Consider the following 19,171-nt stretch of genomic DNA (forward strand, 5'->3'; position numbering starts at 1 on the left):
GGGCCGGCGGGCCCGGCGCCCCGGGACGGGCGCCCGGGGCGGCCCGGCGCGGCGCGGCACGCTGGACGGGCCGGGCGGCACTCGCCGTCGTGTCGGCGTGGCTGCTCCTCGCGCTCGTCAACTGGCTGACCGGCAGGTTCTGGTGGTGGGGCGGCGCGGTCCCGCTCCTGCCGTTCTTCGCCGTGCCGCTCCTGCTCCTCGGGTCGGTGCCGATGCTCCTCCTCGCCCGCACCCGGCTGCCCCGCCTGGAGCGGGTGCTGGTCAGCCTGTCGGCGGCGGGGGTGGCGCTCATCGTCCTGCGCCGGCTCCTCACCGGCCGGACCTGGATCTGGGTCGTCCCGGACCTGATGGTGCCGCCCCTGCTGTACGCGCTGCTGCCGGCGGCGCTGCTCGCCACCCTCGCGGTGCTCGGGCTGTGCCGGATCAGCGTCGCCGTGACCGCCCGGCGGTGGACGGCCCTGCTCGCCGTGACCGCCCTCGGGCTCGGTCTCGACCAGGCGGGACTCACCCTGCGGATGCCGTGGGACGGCGGGGACGGGCCCGCCCCGCCCGGTGCGCTCCGCGTCGTCTCCTGGGACACCTACTGCTGGAACACCACCGACGATCCCGGCGGCTTCTTCCGCTACCTGAAGAAGTGGGACGCCGACGTCTACCTGCTCCAGGAGCACTCGGGGTGCGGGCCCGGCGCCCCGGTGCCCATCGAGGACGGGGAACTGCTGCGGCGGGAGTTCCCCGCCCATCACGTCGTGGCCGCCGACGGCCTGCTCACGATCTCGCGCTTCCCCGTGGCGGCGCAGGTGCCGCTGGGGACGAACCCGAACCCGTTCGCGCCCCGCTGGGTGCGGGCGGCCCTGCGCACCGACCTGCGGATCGGCGAGCGCCCGCTCTCGGTGTACAACGTGCACCTCTACGACATGCTCTACCTGAGCTCCAGCCCTCTCACCCCGCGGTTCCACCGCGCCATCGAGGCGTTGGACGCCGAGCGGAGAACCCAGTTCGACGCGCTCGCCGCCGACATCGACGGCAACCCGAACCCCGTGCTGGTCTCCGGCAACCTCAACACGCTGCCCGGCATGGGACACCTGCGGCGGCTGGATCACCTCAGGGACGCGGCGCGCGCGGGCGGGTCGCCCTACCCGGCGACGCTGACGTTCGCGGGCCTGCGGCTGTGGCGGATGGACTGGACCCTCACCTCGCACGACGTGCGCGTCCACCGCTACGACCTGCGCTCCCCGGAGGGGATGTCGAGCCACCACCTTCAGGACATGGTCGTCTCCCTGTCCGCCGACGAAGGTGCCGCGCCGCCCCCGCGCCGGAACCCGGACCCGAAGGAGGGATGAACCATGAAACCGGACCGTCCACTGGTCACCGTCATCGTTCCGAACCACAACCACGCGCGGTTCCTGCCGCTGTGCCTCGCGGCCGTCCAGGCGCAGACCTACTCCCCCCTGGAGATCGTGGTGGTGGACGACTGCAGCACCGACGACTCGGTGCGGATCGCGGAGTCCATGGGGGTGAGCGTGCTGCGGACCGCGGAGAACGGCGGCCCCGCCGTCGCCCGGAACGCGGGCGCCGCCCGGGCGAGCGGCGAGATCCTGTTCTTCGTCGACTCCGACGTGGCGCTGGCCCCCGACGCGGTCGCCACCGGGGTGGCGCTCCTGGAGGCGGACCCGGGCCGGGGGGCGGTGTGCGGCATCGAGGACCCCGAACCGCTGATCCGCTCGGGCAGGGTCGAGGACTACCGTTCCCTGCAACACCACTACTGGTCGATCGCCTCGGCGGGCGAGGTCTCCTTCCTGTGGTCGGCGATGTTCGCGATCCGCGCGGACGTCTTCGCCGAGATCGGGCCGTTCAACCCGCTGCTGCGGTACACCGAGGAGGTCGACTACGGCCAGCGGCTCAGCCGGCGGTACACCGTCCTGATCACCCCGGCGATCCACGGCCGCATGAGCCACGACCGTGAGCTCGGCGCGCTGCTGCGCAAGCTCTTCCACCGGGGCCGGCTCCGCGTCCCCCTCTACGCGAGAAGGCGGCGGTTCGCCCGGGGCTACGAGACGGCGTCCCGGGCCTGGGCGTCGGTGGCGGCGCTGCTCGCGGTCGCCGCCCTGCCGCTGCCCCTGGCGCTCGGCCCCGTCGCCGCCGCCGTGCCCGCGCTGCTCCTGGCCGCCTCGCTCGCCTGCGACGTGGGAATGTACCGGTTCGTCTTCGCCAGGCGGTGTCCGGTGTTCGGCGTCTTCTTCGCCGGCGTGCACTTCCTGGTGAACCTCGTCATCATCGGCGCCGTGATCGTCGGCGTGTTGCAGTGGCTGGGGTCCGGAAGGTTCCGCAGACTCTATGACGCACCGGTACCGGCCGCGTCACCGGCCGGCGGCTGATCACTTGGCCCGGCACCCGCGCGGGACGCGGCCGACGCCGTCACCGAGAGGAGCTGACACCGTGGAGAACGCGGCGCTTCCCGTCGACGGGCGGCCCCCGGACCGTCCCGGCCGGGCCGCCGTACCGGAGGCGGAGGAGACCCCGGACGTGAGGATGCCCGGATCACCCGCTCCCGGGGTCCGCCACCGGGGCGGCGCGTCCCGGTGGCGGGCCCGCCTGCTCCTCGGGGTCACGGCGGCGTGGCTGGTCTTCGTCGTCCTGCACCACCTGCTGTCCGGCCGGTTCTGGCTCTGGCTGCTGCCCGACCTGGTCCCGCCGATGGTCTACCTCGCCGCCCCGCTCCTGCTGCTGGCCGCCGCGCCGCTGGCCGGCCGGTCCCGGCGGCGGTGGTGCGCGGCCCTGGCGGCCGTCTCCCTCGTCCTCGGCGCCGGCCAGAGCGGGCTCGACCCGGGTGCCCTCGCGGGCGGCGGCGGGTCACCCGCCCCGGCCGGCGCGCTGCGCCTGGTGTCGTGGAACACCGAGTACTGGCACCAGGACGACGACCCGGAACGCTTCTACGGGTTCCTCAAGGACCGGCGCGCCGACATCTACGTGCTGCAGGAGTACATGCACTGGGTGGGCGACGATCCCCGGCAGATCGACGACCTGGCCCGGCTGCGCCGGGAGTTCCCCGGGTACCACGTCGCGGTCGACGGCGAGCTGGTCACGGTGTCGCGTTTCCCCATCGTGGCGACCACGCGGGTGGGGCCGGCCCGGACGCTGGACTCCCGGTCACCGTGGCGGTCGGCCTTCGACCTGTCCAAGGTCCTGCGCACCGACGTGCGGGTCGGCGCGTCCGTCCTGTCCGTGTACAACGTGCACATCCCCACGCAGTACATGCTCGACGAGAACCCGCTGACGCCGGAGTTCTACACGCGGCTGCGGGACCGGGACGCCCGGCGCGGGGCGCAGTTCCGTGGCCTGGAGGCCGACCTCGGCGCCAACCGCAACGCGACGGTGGTCACCGGCGACTTCAACAGCACCTACGCCATGGGAGACCTCCGGTGGCTGTTCCACCGGCTCTCCAGCGCGAACCGCGCGTCCCGCCGGCCGCACCTCGCCTCGTGGCCCGCCGGCGGCCCGGCCCTGTGGCAGCTCGACTGGACCTTCACCTCCTCGGTGGGGGTCCACCGCTACGACCTCCTGGACCCGCGCGGCATGTCCGACCACCGCGCGCAGGAACTGCTCGTCTCCCTCGGCGGCCCCGGCGGCCTCCCCCGGCCGTGACGGGCCGGGCGGGCGCCGCCGGGGCGAAGCCGCCGGGGCGGGCCGTCAGAGGTAGCGCAACCACAGGTAGGGGGTGACCAGCGCGACGGTGACGAGGGTGACGATCAACCCGTACCGGGTGAACTGCCAGAAGCTGATGGGAGTGCGGTTCCGGGCGGCGATGCCGAGGACCACCACGTTGGCCGCCGCGCCGACCGCGGTGGCGTTGCCGCCCAGGTCGGCGCCGAAGGCCAGCGCCCACCACAGGACCTGGGCCACGTCGCCGCCGCCGGAGGCGTTGACGAGATCGGCGACGATGGGGCTCATCGTGGCGACGTAGGGGATGTTGTCGACGACGGCCGACACCCCGGCCGAGCCCCACAGCAGGCCCATGGTGGTCAGCCCGAGCCGCCCCTCGGTGGCGCCGACGGCCGCCTGGGAGACCATCCCCATGACGCCGGTTTCCACCAGCGCGCCGACCATGACGAACAGCCCGGCGAAGAAGACCAGGGTGGGCCACTCGACCTCGCGCAGCGCCTCCTCGGTGGTGACCCGGGTGGCGGCCACCAGCACCCCGGCGCCCAGCAGCGCCACCACCGACGGCTCGTAGTGCAGCACCGGGTGCAGCACGAAAGCGGCCATCACCAGCCCCAGGACGATCAGGCTCTGCACCAGCAGCCGCCGGTCGGCGATCGCCTCCCGCTCGTTCAGCGCCATGATCTCCGCCGCCCGGTCGGGGTCGTAGCGGAAGGAGGCGCGGAACATGATCCGGCACAGCCCGATGAAGGCCACGACCAGCACGATCACCATGGGCGCCATGTGCACCAGGAAGTCGTTGAAGGACAGGCCGCCCCGGCTGGCGATGATGATGTTGGGCGGATCGCCGACCAGGGTGGCGGCGCCGCCGATGTTGGAGGCCATCGCCTCGGCGATCAGGTAGGGGGCGACCGGCAGCGCCAGCCGCTCGCACACCAGGAACGTCACCGGGGCGATCAGCAGCACGGTGGTGACGTTGTCCAGCATCGCCGAGGCGCCCGCGGTGATGACGACGAGCAGCACCATGAGCCGGAACGGGTACCCCCGGGCGCGCTTGGCGGCCCAGATCGCCAGGTACTCGAAGACGCCGGTCTCCTTCAGCACCCCGACGATGATCATCATGCCGAGGAGCAGGAAGATGACGTTCCAGTCGATGCCCGTCTCCTCCGAGAAGAAGGCGGCCTCCGCGTCGGTGGCGTGGATCAGCAGCATGAGCCCGGCCCCGCCGAGCGCGGCCGCCACCCGGTGGACCTTCTCGGTGGCGATGAGGGCGTAGGCGGCGACGAAGAAGGCGACGGAGGCCCAGGCCAGCGCCGTCATACGGTGAACATCCGGTCCAGCAGTGCCTGCAGCGTGACCGCGCCCACCAGGCTGCCGCCCTCGACCACGGCCACCAGCGGGCTGCGGGTGCGGGCCATCAGCGCGGCCAGCTCCAGCACGGTGGCGTCGGGATCGGTGACGGGCAGCTCACGTGGTTCCGGCGGCAGGCACTCGCGCACCGTGCGCCCCTGCATCCCCCGTAGGAAGGCGTCGGCGTGCGCCTCGTCGATGACGCGGGCGAGCGCGGGGTCGTCCTGGCAGTAGGTGGGCACGGCCAGCCGCAGCACCTGGGTGCCGGGCAGGATGCTCCGGGGCAGGTCCCGCTCGTCCACCACGATCAGGCCGGGCAGGTCCTGGTCGGCCAGCAGGCGCGCCGCCTCCACCACGGGCGTGTCCAGGCCGACGGTCGGGAAGGGGGCTACCAGGTCACGAGCACGCAAGGGGCCGACCTCTCACATCTCTCATCGGGGACATGACATGCCGACCAGACTTCCCGGCGCACCTGGCGGCAATCTACCAGTACCCTCCGAGGACGATCGGTGGCGGTACCGGCCGTACGGGACCGGCCGGGCCCGCCCGCCCGGCCCGTCCGCCCACCTGCCCCGTCCGCCCACCTGCCCCGTCCGCCCGCGCGGCCGGGGACGGCCCGCCGGCATCACCCCCGCGACGGGGCTCCCCCGGCCGCCTCGGCCAGGCTCCGGGGCCGCAGGTCGGTCCAGTGCACCCGCACGTACTCCAGGCAGGCGGCGCGTCCCTCGGGCCCGAACACGCTCGTCCACCCGTCGGGGACCGGGGCGAACGACGGCCAGAGCGAGTGCTGCGCCTCGGCGTTGACGAGCACGAGGAAGCTCGCGTCGGAATCGTCGAACGGGTTGGTCATCGAATTCCTCCAGTGCGGTCAGGGAGCGGACCCGCCGCGGCGGGGCGGCCGCGGAGGGGCGAGGGCGTGCCACAGGCGCCCTTGACGGTTCCGGACGCCCCGCCAGGCGCCCTTGACGGTTCCGGACGGCGCGTCAGGCGCCCTTGGCAGCCTTGGCGACCGCCGGCACGACCTGGTCGACCACGTACGGGATCGCCAGCGGCGTCGGCGTGCGCAGCGGCCAGAACCACTTCAGGTCCAGCGGCACGTACGAACCGCGCTTGACCACGTCGAGGCCGGCGAACAACTTGTTGTCCTCGATCTTCTTCTGCGTGGCGGGGTCGTCGTTGTAGTGGCTGAGCAGCAGGTCCACATCGAGGACCTCGATCTTCTCCATGCTCAGCTCGGCCGCGAAGCCCTCGCCGGGCAGCTGCTTCAGCTCGTCGGGCAGCACCAGCCCGAACTGGTTGAACAGCTTGACGCTGATGTCGGTGTCGGACTTCATCACGCCGATGTTCCCGGACGGGAAGACGCTGGTCAGCGCGAACTTCTTGCCGGTCAGCTCCGGGTGGTCGGACTTGACGGAGGCGATCTTCGCCTCGACGTCGGTGACGAGCTTGTCGCCGTCGGCGGGCCTGCCGATCGCCGTGGCGACCTGGCGGGCCACCGACTGCCACGAGTCCTCGGCGGGGCCGGTCTGGTAGGCGGTGGTCGGCGCGATCCGGGAGAGGTTGGCGTACTCCTTGTCGATGTAGTAGTCGCCACCGGCGAGGATCAGGTCGGGCTTGAGCGCGGCGATCTGCTCCACCGAGAAGCCGGACTCGCCGGCCTTGAGCAGCGTCGGCTTCGTCCCGGAGATCTTGGGGGCGGTCCAGGGGGTGAGCCCGTCGGGCTGGATGCCGGTCAGCTCCGCCATGCCGACCGGCTGCACGCCCAGGGCCAGCAGGGTGTCCTGGTCGACCTCGCCGAGGGCGACGATGCGCTTGGGCTCGGACGGGATGGTCGTGGTGCCGAGCTTGTGGGTGACGGTGACCGGGAATCCGGAGGCGGCCGAGGTGGTGGGCGCGGGGGCGGCCGCGGAGGTGTCGCCACCGCCGCTGCCGCCGCCGCACGCGGTGGCCAGGCCGAGGCCCAGGACCAGCGCTCCGGCCGCGGCCAGACGGCGCATGGAGTTGCGCATGGGGGTGCGTATCCTTCCAGAACGTCAGGAGTCTCTTATTTAGGCAAGGCTTGCCTAAATTAACAATCTTTATCGGTGATGGGAAGCGCCTCACTCCAGGCGGTTCAGGAGTTCCGCGACCGTCTGGGCGGTCATCAGGGTCGCGATCCGCACCCCCGCGCAGCCCGGTTCCCGCCGGATCCGGCGCACCAGCTCCATGGCGAGCAGGGAGTGGCCGCCCAACTCGAAGAAGTTGTCGTGCGGGCCGACCGCGTCCACGCCCAGGGCCTCGGCGAAGATCCGGCAGAGCACCGCCTCGCGTTCGTCGTCGCGCCGGGCCCCCGGACCGGCGCCGGTCTCGGTGACCGTCCGGGCCTCGAGGACCGCGGGCAGGTCGCTCATCCGCGCCTCGGGGTCGGTCGCGACGGCGTCCAGCAGGCCGAACAGCGCCCCGATCATCGTGTCGATCGTGGCCGGGTCGAACAGGTCGGCCGAGTAGTCCACGATCAGCTGGAGCGCCTCCCCCCGCTCCCGGAAGATGAAGTCGAGGTCGAACTTGGCCGCGGGCGGGCTGAAGACCGCCTCCCGCTGCTCCAGGCCGGGGAAGCGCACGTCGCCCGTGTCCTGGCTCTCGTAGCCGACCATCACCTGGAAGAGCGGGTTGCGGCCGGGCACCCGGCGCGGTTTGAGCGCCTCGACGAGCGCCTCGAACGGCAGGTCCTGGTTGGCGAGACCGGCCAGGTCGGTGTCGCGTACCCGGGCGAGCAGCTCGGTGAAGGCGGGGTCGCCGGACACGTCCGCGCGCAGCACGAGCGTGTTGACGAAGAAGCCGACCAGGTCGCCGGCCGCCTCGTCGGTGCGCCCGGCGACCGGGCTGCCCAGCGGGATGTCCTCCCCCGCGCCCATCCGGTGCAGCAGCGCGGCGACCGCGGCCTGGCAGACCATGAACATGCTGGCCCCGCCGGTCCGCGCGAGCCGCCGGAGCCGCTCGACCAGGTCCCGGGGGAGGTCCCCGGTCACGGTCCCGCCGCGCTGGCCGACCGTGCCGGGCCTGGGCCGGTCCACCGGCAGCGGGATCTCCTCGGGGATGCCCGAGAGCGCCTGCGCCCAGTAGGCGAGCTGACGGGCGTGCAGGCTGCCCGGGTCGAGGGGGTCGCCGAGCAGGTCGCGCTGCCAGAGCGTGTAGTCGGCGTACTGCACGGCGGGCGCCGGCCAGTCGGGCTCGGCCCCGCCCAGCCGCGCGGCATAGGCCCGGGCCGTGTCCCGGGCGAAGGGGCCGAAGGACCACTCGTCGAACGCGATGTGGTGGAACACGGCGAGCAGCAGGTGCTCGCGTTCCCCGCGCGGGAAGACCGCGACCCGCAGCGGGATCTGCGAGGCGAGGTCGAACGGCCGCGCGATCACCTCCTCCGGGGTGCCGGTCGCGACCTCCAGGACCGGGCGCGCCTGCTGCGGCGGCAGGACGCGCTGGTAAGGGACGCCGCCGTGCTCGGCGAAGACGGTCCGCAGGCTCTCGTGCCGGGCCGTCACGTCGCCGATCGCGGCCTCCAGCGCGGCCAGGTCCAGCTCGCCGCGCAGGTGCACGGCCAGCGGCAGGTGGTAGGCCTCCCGGGGGCCGTCGTCCTCGCGGAGGATCTGGTCGAGCAGCCAGAGCCGGAGCTGCGCGAACGAGAGCGGGACGCGCTCGGGCCGGTCCCGGGGCTCCAGCGGGGGCCTGAGCGCGGTGCCGGCCCCGGCGTGCACCCGGGCGGTCAGCTCGGCGACGGTCGGCGCCTCGAACAGGTCCCGGATCGCGAGCTCGGTGCGGAGCACCGCGCGGGCCCTGCCGATCAGCCGCGTCGCCAGCAGCGAGTGCCCGCCCAGGTCGAAGAAGTCGTCGTCGATGCCGACGGCGGAGACGTCGAGCACCTCGGCGAACAACCCGCACAGCAGGTGCTCGACGGGGGTCCGGGCGGCCCGGCCGGCCCGGCGCCGGCCCGACTGGTCGGGCGCGGGCAGGGCACGCCGGTCCAGCTTGCCGTTGACGGTCAGCGGGAGCGCGTCCAGCGTCACGATCGCGCTCGGCACCATGTAGCCGGGCAGCCGCCGCTTGAGGCCCTCCCGCACCCGGGCGGCGAGCGCCCCGTGGTCGCGGGCCGCGGCCGGGTTGTTGGCGTACGAGCCGGGCCTGCGGTCCTGACCGGCCGCGGAGTCCGCGTCCACCGGCAGCGGGGCGGGCCCGCCGCCGAAGACGGCGTCGTAGTGGCCGACCTCGGCCGAGGGCACGGTGACCACACCGGGATCCAGCTCGTACAGCCGTTCCGGGTCGACGCCGCGCGGGGGCGCCTGCAGCAGCGCCCGCGCCTCGTCCGGGGACGCCCCGTCCTGGAGCGCGCGCAGCGCCGCGAGCTCGCCGGAGAGCCGGGCGTCGGGGATGCCCCGCACCCGGAGCGGCCCGGTGAGCCGGGCCGCCAGGTCGTCCAGCCCGGCCAGCGCGGCCCAGTCCACGACCGGGGCCTCGGCGGGCTCGGGGGCGGGGGCCGCCGCGGGTTTCCGGAGCGTCACGTCGTAGCGGTGCCTGGTCAGCTCGTTGTGGCGGGCCCCCCGCTTGGTGCGCACCTCCACCCGCGCCGGCTGGTCGAGGAGCGTGAAGAAGGCGGGGTCGAGCAGGAGTTCCTTCTCCATCCGGACCGCCCGGTCGATCGCCGCGAGGTCACCGCCGCCCCGGCCGAGCTGGATCGCCGCGTGGAGGCAGCGCACCGACCGCAGGTCGCGCACGTCGCCGACGAACAACGCGCCGCCGGGGACGAGCAGCTCCATCGCCTTGCCGATCACCTCGGTGAGGTAGTCGGCGCTCGGGAAGTACTGGATCACCGAGTTGATCACGATGGTGTCGAAGAAACCGGTGGGCAGGCCGGTGGTGTCGTGCGCGGGCTGGCAGCGCAGCCGGACCCCGGAGTCGGGCCCCAGGTCGGCCTGGAGCTTGGCGATGACGGGCGCCGCGAAGTCGGTGCCCCAGTAGCTCTCGCAGCCGGGGGCCAGCTTCGACAGCAGCAGGCCGGTGCCGACCCCGATCTCCAGCATCCGGCGGGGTTCGAGGGCCGCGATGCGGGCGACCGTGGTCTCCCGCCACTCCCGCATGTGGTCGAGCGGGATCGGCTGCCCGTCGTAGCTGCTGTTCCAGCCGGCGAAGTCCTCCTCGTGGACGGCCGTGCCGATCTCGGTGTACTCGGCGTCGTAGACCTGCCGCCACTCCGCCAGCTGCTCGTCCTCGGCGCCGGGCTGCGCGCCGCCGTCCGGCACCACGTATCCGATGAGGCGCTTCACCCCCGGCACGTCGGTGTCGGCCGCGACGACGGCGGCCTGGCCGACACCGGGCTCCGCGGCCAGCGCGGTCTCGATCTCCTCCAGCTCGACCCGGTACCCGCGGATCTTCACCTGGTCGTCGGTGCGGCCCAGGAAGTCGATGTTCCCGTCCGGGCGCACCCGCACGAGGTCACCGGTGCGGTACATCCGGCCGCCGCCGAACGGGTCGGCCACGAACCGTTCCGCGGTCAGGTCCGGGCGGCCGAGGTAGCCGCGGGCCAGGCCCGCGCCGGCGATGTAGAGCTCTCCCGGCGTGCCCGGCGGGACCGGCCGCAGCCAGCCGTCGAGCACGTAGCCGCGGGTGTTCCAGATCGGCCTGCCGACCGTGGGCGTGGCGCTGTCCTCGGTGCCGCCGCCCAGGGTGTTGATCGTGTACTCGGTCGGGCCGTAGAGGTTGTAGCCGAGCACCCCGTCGGTGTCCGCCAGCCGGTTCCACACCGCCGCCGGGACGGCCTCGCCGCCCAGCAGCACCAGCGGCGGCCGGTGCGCCCCGTCGAGCAGCCCCTCCTCCAGGAGCTGCTGCGCGTAGGTCGGCGTCACGTTGATCACGTCGATCCGGTGCCGCTGCAGGTACGCGGTCAGCGCCTCGGCGTCGCGCCGCAGCTCCTCGTCGCAGACGTGCACCTCGTGGCCCTCGATGAGCCAGAGCAGCTCCTCCCACGACATGTCGAAGGAGAACGACACGGTGTGCGCGATCCGCAGCCGCCGCCCGGCCGCCGCCACGACCGGGTCGAAGATGTTGGCCCGGTGGTTGAACTGCATGTTGGTCAGGCCCCGGTACGGGGTGACCACGCCCTTGGGGCGCCCGGTCGAGCCGGAGGTGTAGATCACGTACGCCGGGTGCTCCAGCCGTCCGGGCACGTCCCGGCCGAAGCCGGGCAGTTCCCCGTCCGTCAGGTCCGTGCCGGGCAGGGCCGCCAGCGTCTCCCGCACGGCGGGGTCGTCCAGCAGGATCGAGGCGCCCGGGTGCGTGAGCCCCGCGGCGATGTCGCGGTGCGAGACCAGGCAGAGGGGGGCGGCGTCGGCCAGCATGAAGTCGAGCCGGTCGGCCGGGTAGTCCAGTTCCAGGGGCAGGTAGGCGGCGCCGGTCTTGAGCACCGCGAACAGTGCGACGACCATCTCCGCCGACCGGGGCAGGGCGAGCGCGACCACCTGCTCCGGTCCGGCTCCGCGCGCCTTCAGCAGCCGGGCCAGGCGGTTGACCGCGGCGTTCAGCTCGGCGTAGGTGAGCCGCACGTCGGGCTGGGAGACCAGGGCCGTCTCGTGCGGGGTCCGCCCGGCCTGCTCGGCCAGCAGTTCGGCGATGGTGAGGCCGGGCACCGGCCGTTCGGCCTCGGCCCAGTCCCGGCGCAGCCGGTCGTGCTCGCCGGGCAGGAGTACGTCGAGCCGGTGGCAGGGTGTGCCGGGCGCGGCGGCGAGCGTCTCCAGGATCCGCACGTACCGGTCGGTGAGGCGGTCGATCTCGGCGGTGGTGAAGGCGTCGCCCCGGTGCATGACGCGCAGGCCCGCGCCGGGTTCGACGACCATGGTGACCGGGTAGTGGGTGGCGTCGCGGACCTGGCGGCCCAGCACCCGCACGTCGCCGCCGGGGCCGAAGCCGCGCCCGGTGGGCATGCCGGGGAAGTTCTGGAAGACGAAGAGCGTGTCGAAGAGGGTGCCCAGCCCCGTCGCCCGCTGCACGTCCGCGAGCGCGACGTAGGAGTGGTCGAACAGCTCGGACTGGGCGGCCTGCACCCGTTCCAGCACCGCGCGCAGCGGGTCGGCCGGTCCGGCCTGCACCCGGACGGGGATGGTGTTGAACAGCAGGCCGACGATGGACTCGACCCCGTCGACGTCGGGGTGGCGGCCGGAGACGGAGACGCCGAAGACCACGTCGTCCCGGCCGGTGAGGCCCATGAGGAGCAGCCCCCAGGCGGTCTCGTACAGGGTGCCGAGCGTCACGCCGGACTCGCGGGCGACCGCGCCGAGCCGGTCGGCGAGGCCTTCCGGCAGGTCGCGGTGGATCTCCCCGGCGACGGCCAGGTCGGCGGGGCGGTCGACCAGTTCGGGCTTGAGCAGGGTCGGCTCGTCGAACCCGTCGAGGCTGCGGCGCCACGCCTTGAGCGCCGCCTCCCGGTCCTGCCCGCTCACCCAGTCCAGGTAGGCCCGGAACGGGGCCACCGGGCGCGCCCACTCGGTGGCGGCGTCGGTGTAGAACTCCAGCAGCGAGGTGACCAGCAGGCCGCCGGACCAGCCGTCCAGCAGGATCAGCTCCGAGGTGAGCACCAGCCGGTAGTCGTCGTCACCGAGCCGGGCCAGCGCGAAGCGGATCAGCGGCGGCTCGTCCGGGACGAACGGCCGGGCGCGCTGGGCGTCGGCGAACGCCTCCAGGTCGTCCACCTCGGCGTAGGTCCAGTCCACCTCGAACCGCTGGGGTACGAACTGGACGGCGCGGGCGCCGTCGGTCCGGAAACCGGCCCGCAGGTTGGGGAACTTCCCCAGCACCTGGCGCGCGGCCGCGGCCAGCCGGTCGGGGTCCACCGGCCCGGCCAGCGTCACCACGGCCTGCTGGACGTAGATGTCACGGCCCTCGCCGGCCAGCATCAGGTGGAACAGCAGTCCTTCCTGCAGCGGCGAGAGCGGCAGCTCCACGGGGCGGCTCGCCGGCACGATCCCGGCGGGGCGGCTCACCGGCGCGGCCCCGGCCGGGCGGCTCACCGGCGCGGCCCCGGCCGGGTGGCTCGCCGGCGCGGCCCCGGCCGGCGTGCCGGTGTGCGGCAGCGCGGCGCGGGCCAGGGCGGCGACGGTTCGCAGCCGGAAGACGTCGCGGACGCCGAAGGAGAGGTCGGCGCGGCGGGCGCGGGCCACGAGCAGGGCCGCACTGATGCTGTCGCCGCCGATGCGGAAGAAGTCGTCGTCGGCGCCGACGCCGTCCCGGCCGAGGAGCTCGGCGACGAGCCCGGCGACGGTGCGCTCGGTCTCGGTCTCCGGTGCCCTGCCCTCGCGTGTGCCCGGCTCGGGCAGCGCCCGCCGGTCGACCTTGCCGTTGGGGTTGAGCGGCAGCTCGTCCAGGGCCACCAGCCGGGACGGGACGAGGTAGTCCGGCAGGATCTCCCCGAGCCGGGCGTGCAACGCGTCGAGGTCGGCGTCGCCCACGACGTAGCCGACGAGCCGCGAGCCGGAGCGGGCCGCCACGGCGGCCTGCCGCACGCCGGGCTGGGCGGCGAGCACCGCCTCGATCTCGCCCGGCTCGATCCGGAAACCGCGGATCTTGATCTGGTCGTCGACCCGGCCCAGGAAGTCCAGCCCGCCGTCGCGGCGGCGGCGCACCCGGTCGCCGGTGCGGTAGAGCCGGGATCCGGGCGGGCCGAACGGGTTGGCGACGAACCGCTCGGCCGTGCGGACGGGGTCGCCGAGATAGCCGCGCGCCAGCCCGTCGCCCGCGAGGTACAGCTCGCCGACCGGGACCTCGCGGAGCGCCGCGTCCAGGACGTGTGCCGTGGTGTTGGCGATCGGGACCAGTCCCGCGCCCTCGTCGACCAGGCTGTCCCCGGCCGCCTCGGAGCACCCGTAGAGGTTGACCAGGCGGGCCGGGACCCGCTCGGCCAGCCCGGCGGGCAGGGCCTCGCCGCTGCTGATCCACGTGCGCACGGAGGGGAGGTCCCCGGCCTCCAGCAGGGCCGTCAGCAGGCTCGGCACGAGCGTCACCAGGTTCACGCCGTGCCGGTCGATCAGCTCGGCCAGGGCGAGCGCGTCGGTGGCGGTGGCGTCGCCGGCGACCACCACGGTGTCGCCGGCGACGAGACCGCCGAGCAGCTCGGTGGTGCCGTCGATGAAGGCCGGCGAGCTCTTGGCGACCCGCACGCCGGGGGCCGCGAGCCCGGCGCCCCAGGCGAGCCGGTTGGCGAGCGCCCGCTGGGTTCCGGCGACGGCCTTGGGCGTCCCGGTGGACCCGGAGGTGAAGACGACGTACGCGGGGTGGTCGGGGAGGACCTCGGCCCGGACCCGGGGCGGCGCCTCCAGGGGCGGCTCGTCGACGCCGACGACCAGCAGGGGCCGGGCGACGTCGAGCATCAGGTCCACCCGGGAGCGCGGGTAGGTCACGTCGATCGGCAGGTAGGCGGCCCCCGTCTTGAGCACGGCGAGCAGGGCCACGACGAACTCGGCCGAGCGGGGCAGCGCGATCCCGACGATCCGCTCGGGGCCGGCTCCCGCCGCGGCGAGCCGGTCGGCGAGGGCCTCGGCGCGCTCGTCCAGTTCGGCGTAGCTGAGGACGGTGTCACCGAAGACGACGGCCGTGGCGTGCGGCGTGCGCGCCACCTGGGCCTCGACCAGTTCCGCGACGGTGAGCCGGGCGAACTCCCGGGCGGTGTCCTGCCGTACGGCGGGGGCGCCGAACGACGACAGGCGCCGCGCCGGGTCCTCGACGGCCTGCCCGAGCAGCTCGCCGAGCCGCGCGAGCAGATCGGCGACGGTCTCGGCGTCGAAGAGGTCGGTGGCGTAGGCCACGACGACCTCGATCTCGTCCTCGCCCTCGGCGAAGTAGAGGTCCAGGTCGAACTTGACCCCGCCGGTCTCGGGCAGGAACGGTTCGGCCCGCACCCCGGGCAGCCGGAGCCGCACGTCGTCCAGCCGCTGGTGCACGATCATCACCTGGAACAGCGGGCTGCGGGCGAGCGAGCGCTCCGGCGCCAGCCGCTCCACGACCTGCTCGAACGGCACGTCCGCGTGCGAGAACGCGGCCAGGTCGGTGTGCCGGACCCGTTCCAGCAGCTCGGCGAAGGTCGGGTCGCCGGACAGGTCGGTGCGCAGCACCAGCAGGTTGACGAACACGCCGACCAGGTCCGTGAGGTCCTCGTCGGCGCGGCCGGCGATGGGCGAGCCGAGGGCCACGTCGTCGCCCGCGCCGGTGCGCTGCAGGAGGGCGGCCACGGCGGCGTGCAGGACCATGAACACGCTCGTTCCGGTCTCGCGGGCCAGCCGGCGCACCCCGGCCAGCGGCAGCCGGGACGACGCCAGGCCGCCCCGGTGGCTCGCCTCGGCGGGCCGGCGCCGGTCGAGCGGGAGCGTGGTCTCCTCCGGCAGCCCGTCGAGCGCCCGCTCCCAGTAGGCGAGCTGCTCCCCGGCGCCGGGGACGTCGCGCTGCCAGACGGCGTAGTCGGCGTACCGGACGGGCAGCGGGGCCCACCCGGGCGCGGCACCGGAGCGCCGGGCCTCGTAGGCGCGCGCCAGGTCGGCGAGGAGCGGGGTGAACGACCACTCGTCCGCCGCGGCGTGGTGCAGGAGCATGACCAGCACCGACTCCTCGGCGGAGACCCGCAGCAGGGTCGCCCGGACCGGCAGGTCGGTTTCGAGGTCGAAGATGTGTGACGCGGCCCGCGCCTCGGCGGCGCGCAGGCGCTCCGCCGGCCACCCGCGCGCGTCCACCATGTCGAAGGCGGCCGTGCCGGGGTCCAGGACGCGCTGGACCGGCAGCCCGTCGGGGCCTTCGACCAGCAGGGTGCGGAGCGGCTCGTGCCGGGCGACCACGTCGTGGAACGCGGCGCGCAGCGCGTCGGCGTCGAGGGGGCCGGACAGCCGCATGCCGAGCGGGAGCGCGTAGGCGGCGGACGGCCCGCGCAGGCGTTCCTCGAACCACAGGCCGCGCTGGGCGGGCGAGGCCGGGACGGGCTCGGGCGGGGCGGTCACGTCGCGGACCCTCGGCCGGGTGCCCTCGACCAGCCGCGGCGCCAGCGCGGCGACCGTGGGCGCCTCGAAGACGTCGGCGACGGTGAGCTCGGCGCCGAGCACGGCGCGGACCCGCCCGGCGAGCCGGGTGGCCAGCAGGGAGTGCCCGCCCAGCGCGAAGAAGTCGTCGTCGATGCCCGCCCCGTCCAGCCCGAGCGTCTCGGCGAAGATCGCGCACAGCGCCGCCTCCCGGGCGTTGCGCGGCTCCCGGCGCGACACCTGGATCTCGGGCGCGGGGAGCGCGGCCCGGTCGAGCTTGCCGTTGACGGTGCGCGGCAGCGCGTCGAGCACGACCAGCGCGGCGGGCACCATGTACTCGGGCAGCGCCTCGGCCGCGGCCTCCCGCAGCGCCGCCTCGTCCAGGTCCCCGCGGGGCACGACGTAACCGACCAGCCGCCGGTCGCCGGGCCGGTCCTCGCGGACCACGACCGCGGCCTGCGCCACACCGGGCTGGGCGGCGAGCACGGCCTGCACCTCGGCGGGCTCGATGCGGAACCCGCGGATCTTCACCTGGTCGTCGGTGCGGCCCAGGTACTCCAGCGACCCGTCCCGGCTCCAGCGGGCCAGGTCCCCGGTGCGGTACATGCGCCCGCCGGGCGGGCCGAAGGGGTCGGCGACGAACCGCTCGGCGGTCAGGTCCGGCCGGCCGGCGTAGCCGCGGGCCAGCTGCGTGCCCGCCAGGTAGAGCTCGCCGGGGACGCCGACCGGGGCCGGGCGCAGCCCGGCGTCCAGGACGTACGCCCGGGTGTTCGGGAACGGGCGGCCGATCCCGGCGGACGGCAGCTCCGCCGAGGTCGCCCAGATCGTCGCCTCGGTCGGCCCGTACATGTTGACGGCCCGCGCCGCCGTCGAGACGAGGGTCTCGGCGAGCGCGGCGGGCAGCGCCTCCCCGCCCACGAGCACCCGCAGTCCCGCGAGCGCGGCCGGGTCCAGCGAACCCAGCAGTGACGGGGTGGCCTGGACGATGGTGGCGTCCGCGAGCAGGTCGCCGAGCGCCGCCGGGTCGCGCACGGTCTCGCGGGAGGCCAGTACGACGGTCGCGCCGCTGATCAGCGGCACGTACAGTTCGAGCGCCGCGATGTCGAACGCGATCGTGGTCACCGCGACCAGCCGGTCGCCGGGGCCGAGGGCCAGCCGTTCCCGCATCGTGAGGAGGAAGGTGGTGAGCGCGGCGTGCGGGATCGCCACGCCCTTGGGCCGGCCGGTCGAGCCCGAGGTGTAGATGACGTACGCCAGGTCGTCCCCGCCGGCCGGGTGCGACACTCCCGGGCCGGGCGGCGTGTCGCCGAGCACCAGCGTCTCGGTTCCCTCCGGGACGAGGTGGGCGGTCTCGGGGGTGGCGATCGCGCACAGCGGGTCCGCGTCGGCCAGCATGTAGGCCAGCCGGTCGGCCGGGTGGTCCAGGTCCAGCGGCAGGTAGGCCGCGCCGGACTTCAGCACGGCCAGCAGGGCGACCACCAGGTCGGGGGTGCGGGGCACGGCCAGCGCGACGACCCGGTCCGGTCCCGCGCCGCGGGCGCGCAGGACCCGGGCCAGTCCCGAGGCCCGCCGGTCCAGCTCGGCGTAGGTGAGCGTGCCGGGCTCCCCGGCGATCGCGACCGCCTCCGGGGTGCGCGCGGCCTGCTCCTCGAACAGGGACACCACGGTCGTGTCCGGGACGGGCCGGGAGGTGACGTTCCACTCCCGGAGCAGGGCGAGTTCGGTCTCGGGCAGCAGGTCCAGGTCGCCGATCCGCCGGTCCGGGCCGGTCAGGGCGCTGCCCAGCAACGTCTCCAGGTGGCCCAGCAGCGCGTCGACGCGCTCGTCGTCGAAGAGCTCGCGCCGGAAGGTGGCCTCGACGATCATGCCGTGCGGCCGGACGAAGGCCTCCAGCGAGAGGTCGAAGTGGGTGGTGCCGTTGTGGATGTGGGTCCAGCTCGTCGTGACGCCGGGCAGGTCCAGTTCGCCGATCTCCTGGGCGAGGAACAGCAGCATGGTGTCGAAGAACGGCGACCGGCCGCGCCGGCGGGCGGGCCGCAGCTCCTCCACGATCTTGTCGTACGGCAGGGCCTGGTGCGCGAGGCCCTCGGTGCACGTGTCCCGGACCCGGTGCAGGACCTCGCGGAAGGTGGGCGCGCCGGACAGGTCGACGCGCAGGACCAGGGTGTTGCCGAAGTTGCCGACCAGCCGCTCGACCTCGGTGTGCTCGCGGTTCATGACGGCCGAGCCGATCGCGACGTCGACGGCGCCGGTGTAGCGGTGCAGGAGCGCCGCGTAGGCGGCGAGCATCACCATGTACGGCGTGACGTTCTCCCGGGCGGCCAGGTCCCGCATCCCGGCGGTGACCGCGTCGTCGAAACGGCGGGCCCGGCGGCCGCCCCGCTCGGACACGGTGGCGCCGCGGGGGCGGTCGGCGGGCAGGTCCAGGGGCGGGGGCGGCGGGTCGAGCCGCTCCCGCCAGTAGGCCAGGTCGGCCTCCGGCAGCGGGCGGTTCTGCTCCCAGGCCGCGAAGTCGGGGTACTGGACGGTCAGCGCCGGCAGGGTGTCCGGTTCGCCGGACAGGGCGGCGCGGTAGAGCGCCGACAGGTCCCGGGAGAGCGATCCCCAGGTCATGCCGTCCCAGGCGATGTGGTGCACGACCAGGACCAGGGCGTGCTCTCCGGCGCCGAGCCGGAGCAGTTCGAGCCGGATCGGCCGCTCCGCGCGCAGGTCGAAGGGGAGCGCCGCGAGCTGCGCCGCGCGCGCCTCGGCGTCCGCGCAGTCCCGCACCGGCAGGTCGAGCGAGTCGTCGGCGGTGACGTGCTGTACCGGCCCGTCGCCGTAGATGGTGCGCAGCACCGCGTGCCGCCGGATGAGGCCGCGCAGCGCCTCGCGCAGCGCGTCGGGGTCGAGCGCGCCCGACATGCGCACCAGCAGGCACACGTTGTAGGCGGGGCTGCCGGGGAACGTCTGGTGGTGCAGCCACATGCTCTGCTGCGCGTAGGACAGTGGTGCGGGGCCGTCCGATCCGCGGGGTGTGATCCGGTTCGCGCCCGGGACCAGCCCCGCCTCGACCATCATCCGCCGCATCAGTTCGCGCCGCCGTGCGGCCGTCTGCTCCTGCACGCTCAACTCTTCCGTTGTGGCCGATCGGGCACACTGGCCCC

The 19,171-nt window shown here is 74.5% G+C and carries 8 protein-coding genes; 3 read left to right on the plus strand and 5 right to left on the minus strand.

Annotated elements, in window-relative coordinates; translation table 11 throughout:
- From ABD841_RS31790 to ABD841_RS31800, 3 genes are all read left to right on the plus strand, one after another.
- The coding region (locus ABD841_RS31790) for an endonuclease/exonuclease/phosphatase family protein (protein ID WP_344979503.1) at nucleotides 1-1,340 on the plus strand (1,340 nt) is incomplete at its 5' end.
- Nucleotides 1,341-1,343: 3 nt separating this feature from the next.
- Nucleotides 1,344-2,375 carry a glycosyltransferase family 2 protein gene (locus ABD841_RS31795; protein WP_344979505.1) on the plus strand — a complete coding sequence of 344 codons (1,032 nt, stop codon included), beginning with the start codon at nucleotides 1,344-1,346 and terminating at the stop codon, nucleotides 2,373-2,375.
- A 61-nt stretch (nucleotides 2,376-2,436) separates the two neighbouring features.
- Nucleotides 2,437-3,642: an endonuclease/exonuclease/phosphatase family protein gene (locus ABD841_RS31800; protein WP_344979506.1), complete on the plus strand. Its 1,206-nt coding sequence runs from the start codon at nucleotides 2,437-2,439 to the stop codon at nucleotides 3,640-3,642.
- Nucleotides 3,643-3,687: 45 nt separating this feature from the next.
- On the opposite strand, the gene ABD841_RS31805 is transcribed toward ABD841_RS31800, so the two are convergent.
- The 5 genes from ABD841_RS31805 to ABD841_RS31825 form a co-directional block, all read right to left on the minus strand.
- Nucleotides 3,688-4,977: an ArsB/NhaD family transporter gene (locus ABD841_RS31805; RefSeq protein WP_344979507.1), complete on the minus strand. Its 1,290-nt coding sequence runs from the start codon at nucleotides 4,975-4,977 to the stop codon at nucleotides 3,688-3,690.
- Nucleotides 4,974-5,417 (minus strand): CBS domain-containing protein, encoded by a 444-nt coding sequence (locus ABD841_RS31810; protein WP_344979508.1) that lies wholly within the window; start codon nucleotides 5,415-5,417, stop codon nucleotides 4,974-4,976. The genes ABD841_RS31805 and ABD841_RS31810 overlap by 4 nt, the downstream gene beginning before the upstream one ends.
- Before the next feature lie 215 nt (nucleotides 5,418-5,632).
- Nucleotides 5,633-5,857 (minus strand): MbtH family protein, encoded by a 225-nt coding sequence (locus ABD841_RS31815; RefSeq protein WP_344979509.1) that lies wholly within the window; start codon nucleotides 5,855-5,857, stop codon nucleotides 5,633-5,635.
- A 133-nt stretch (nucleotides 5,858-5,990) separates the two neighbouring features.
- Nucleotides 5,991-7,016, minus strand: coding sequence for an iron-siderophore ABC transporter substrate-binding protein (locus ABD841_RS31820; RefSeq protein WP_344979510.1), 1,026 nt, complete (start codon nucleotides 7,014-7,016; stop codon nucleotides 5,991-5,993).
- A 90-nt stretch (nucleotides 7,017-7,106) separates the two neighbouring features.
- A complete protein-coding gene (locus ABD841_RS31825) occupies nucleotides 7,107-19,130 on the minus strand; it encodes an amino acid adenylation domain-containing protein (RefSeq protein WP_344979511.1) in 12,024 nt (4,007 codons plus the stop codon).
- Nucleotides 19,131-19,171 lie beyond the last annotated feature (41 nt).

Source organism: Streptosporangium fragile, assembly GCF_039534445.1.
Classification (GTDB): Bacteria; Actinomycetota; Actinomycetes; order Streptosporangiales; family Streptosporangiaceae; genus Streptosporangium; species Streptosporangium fragile.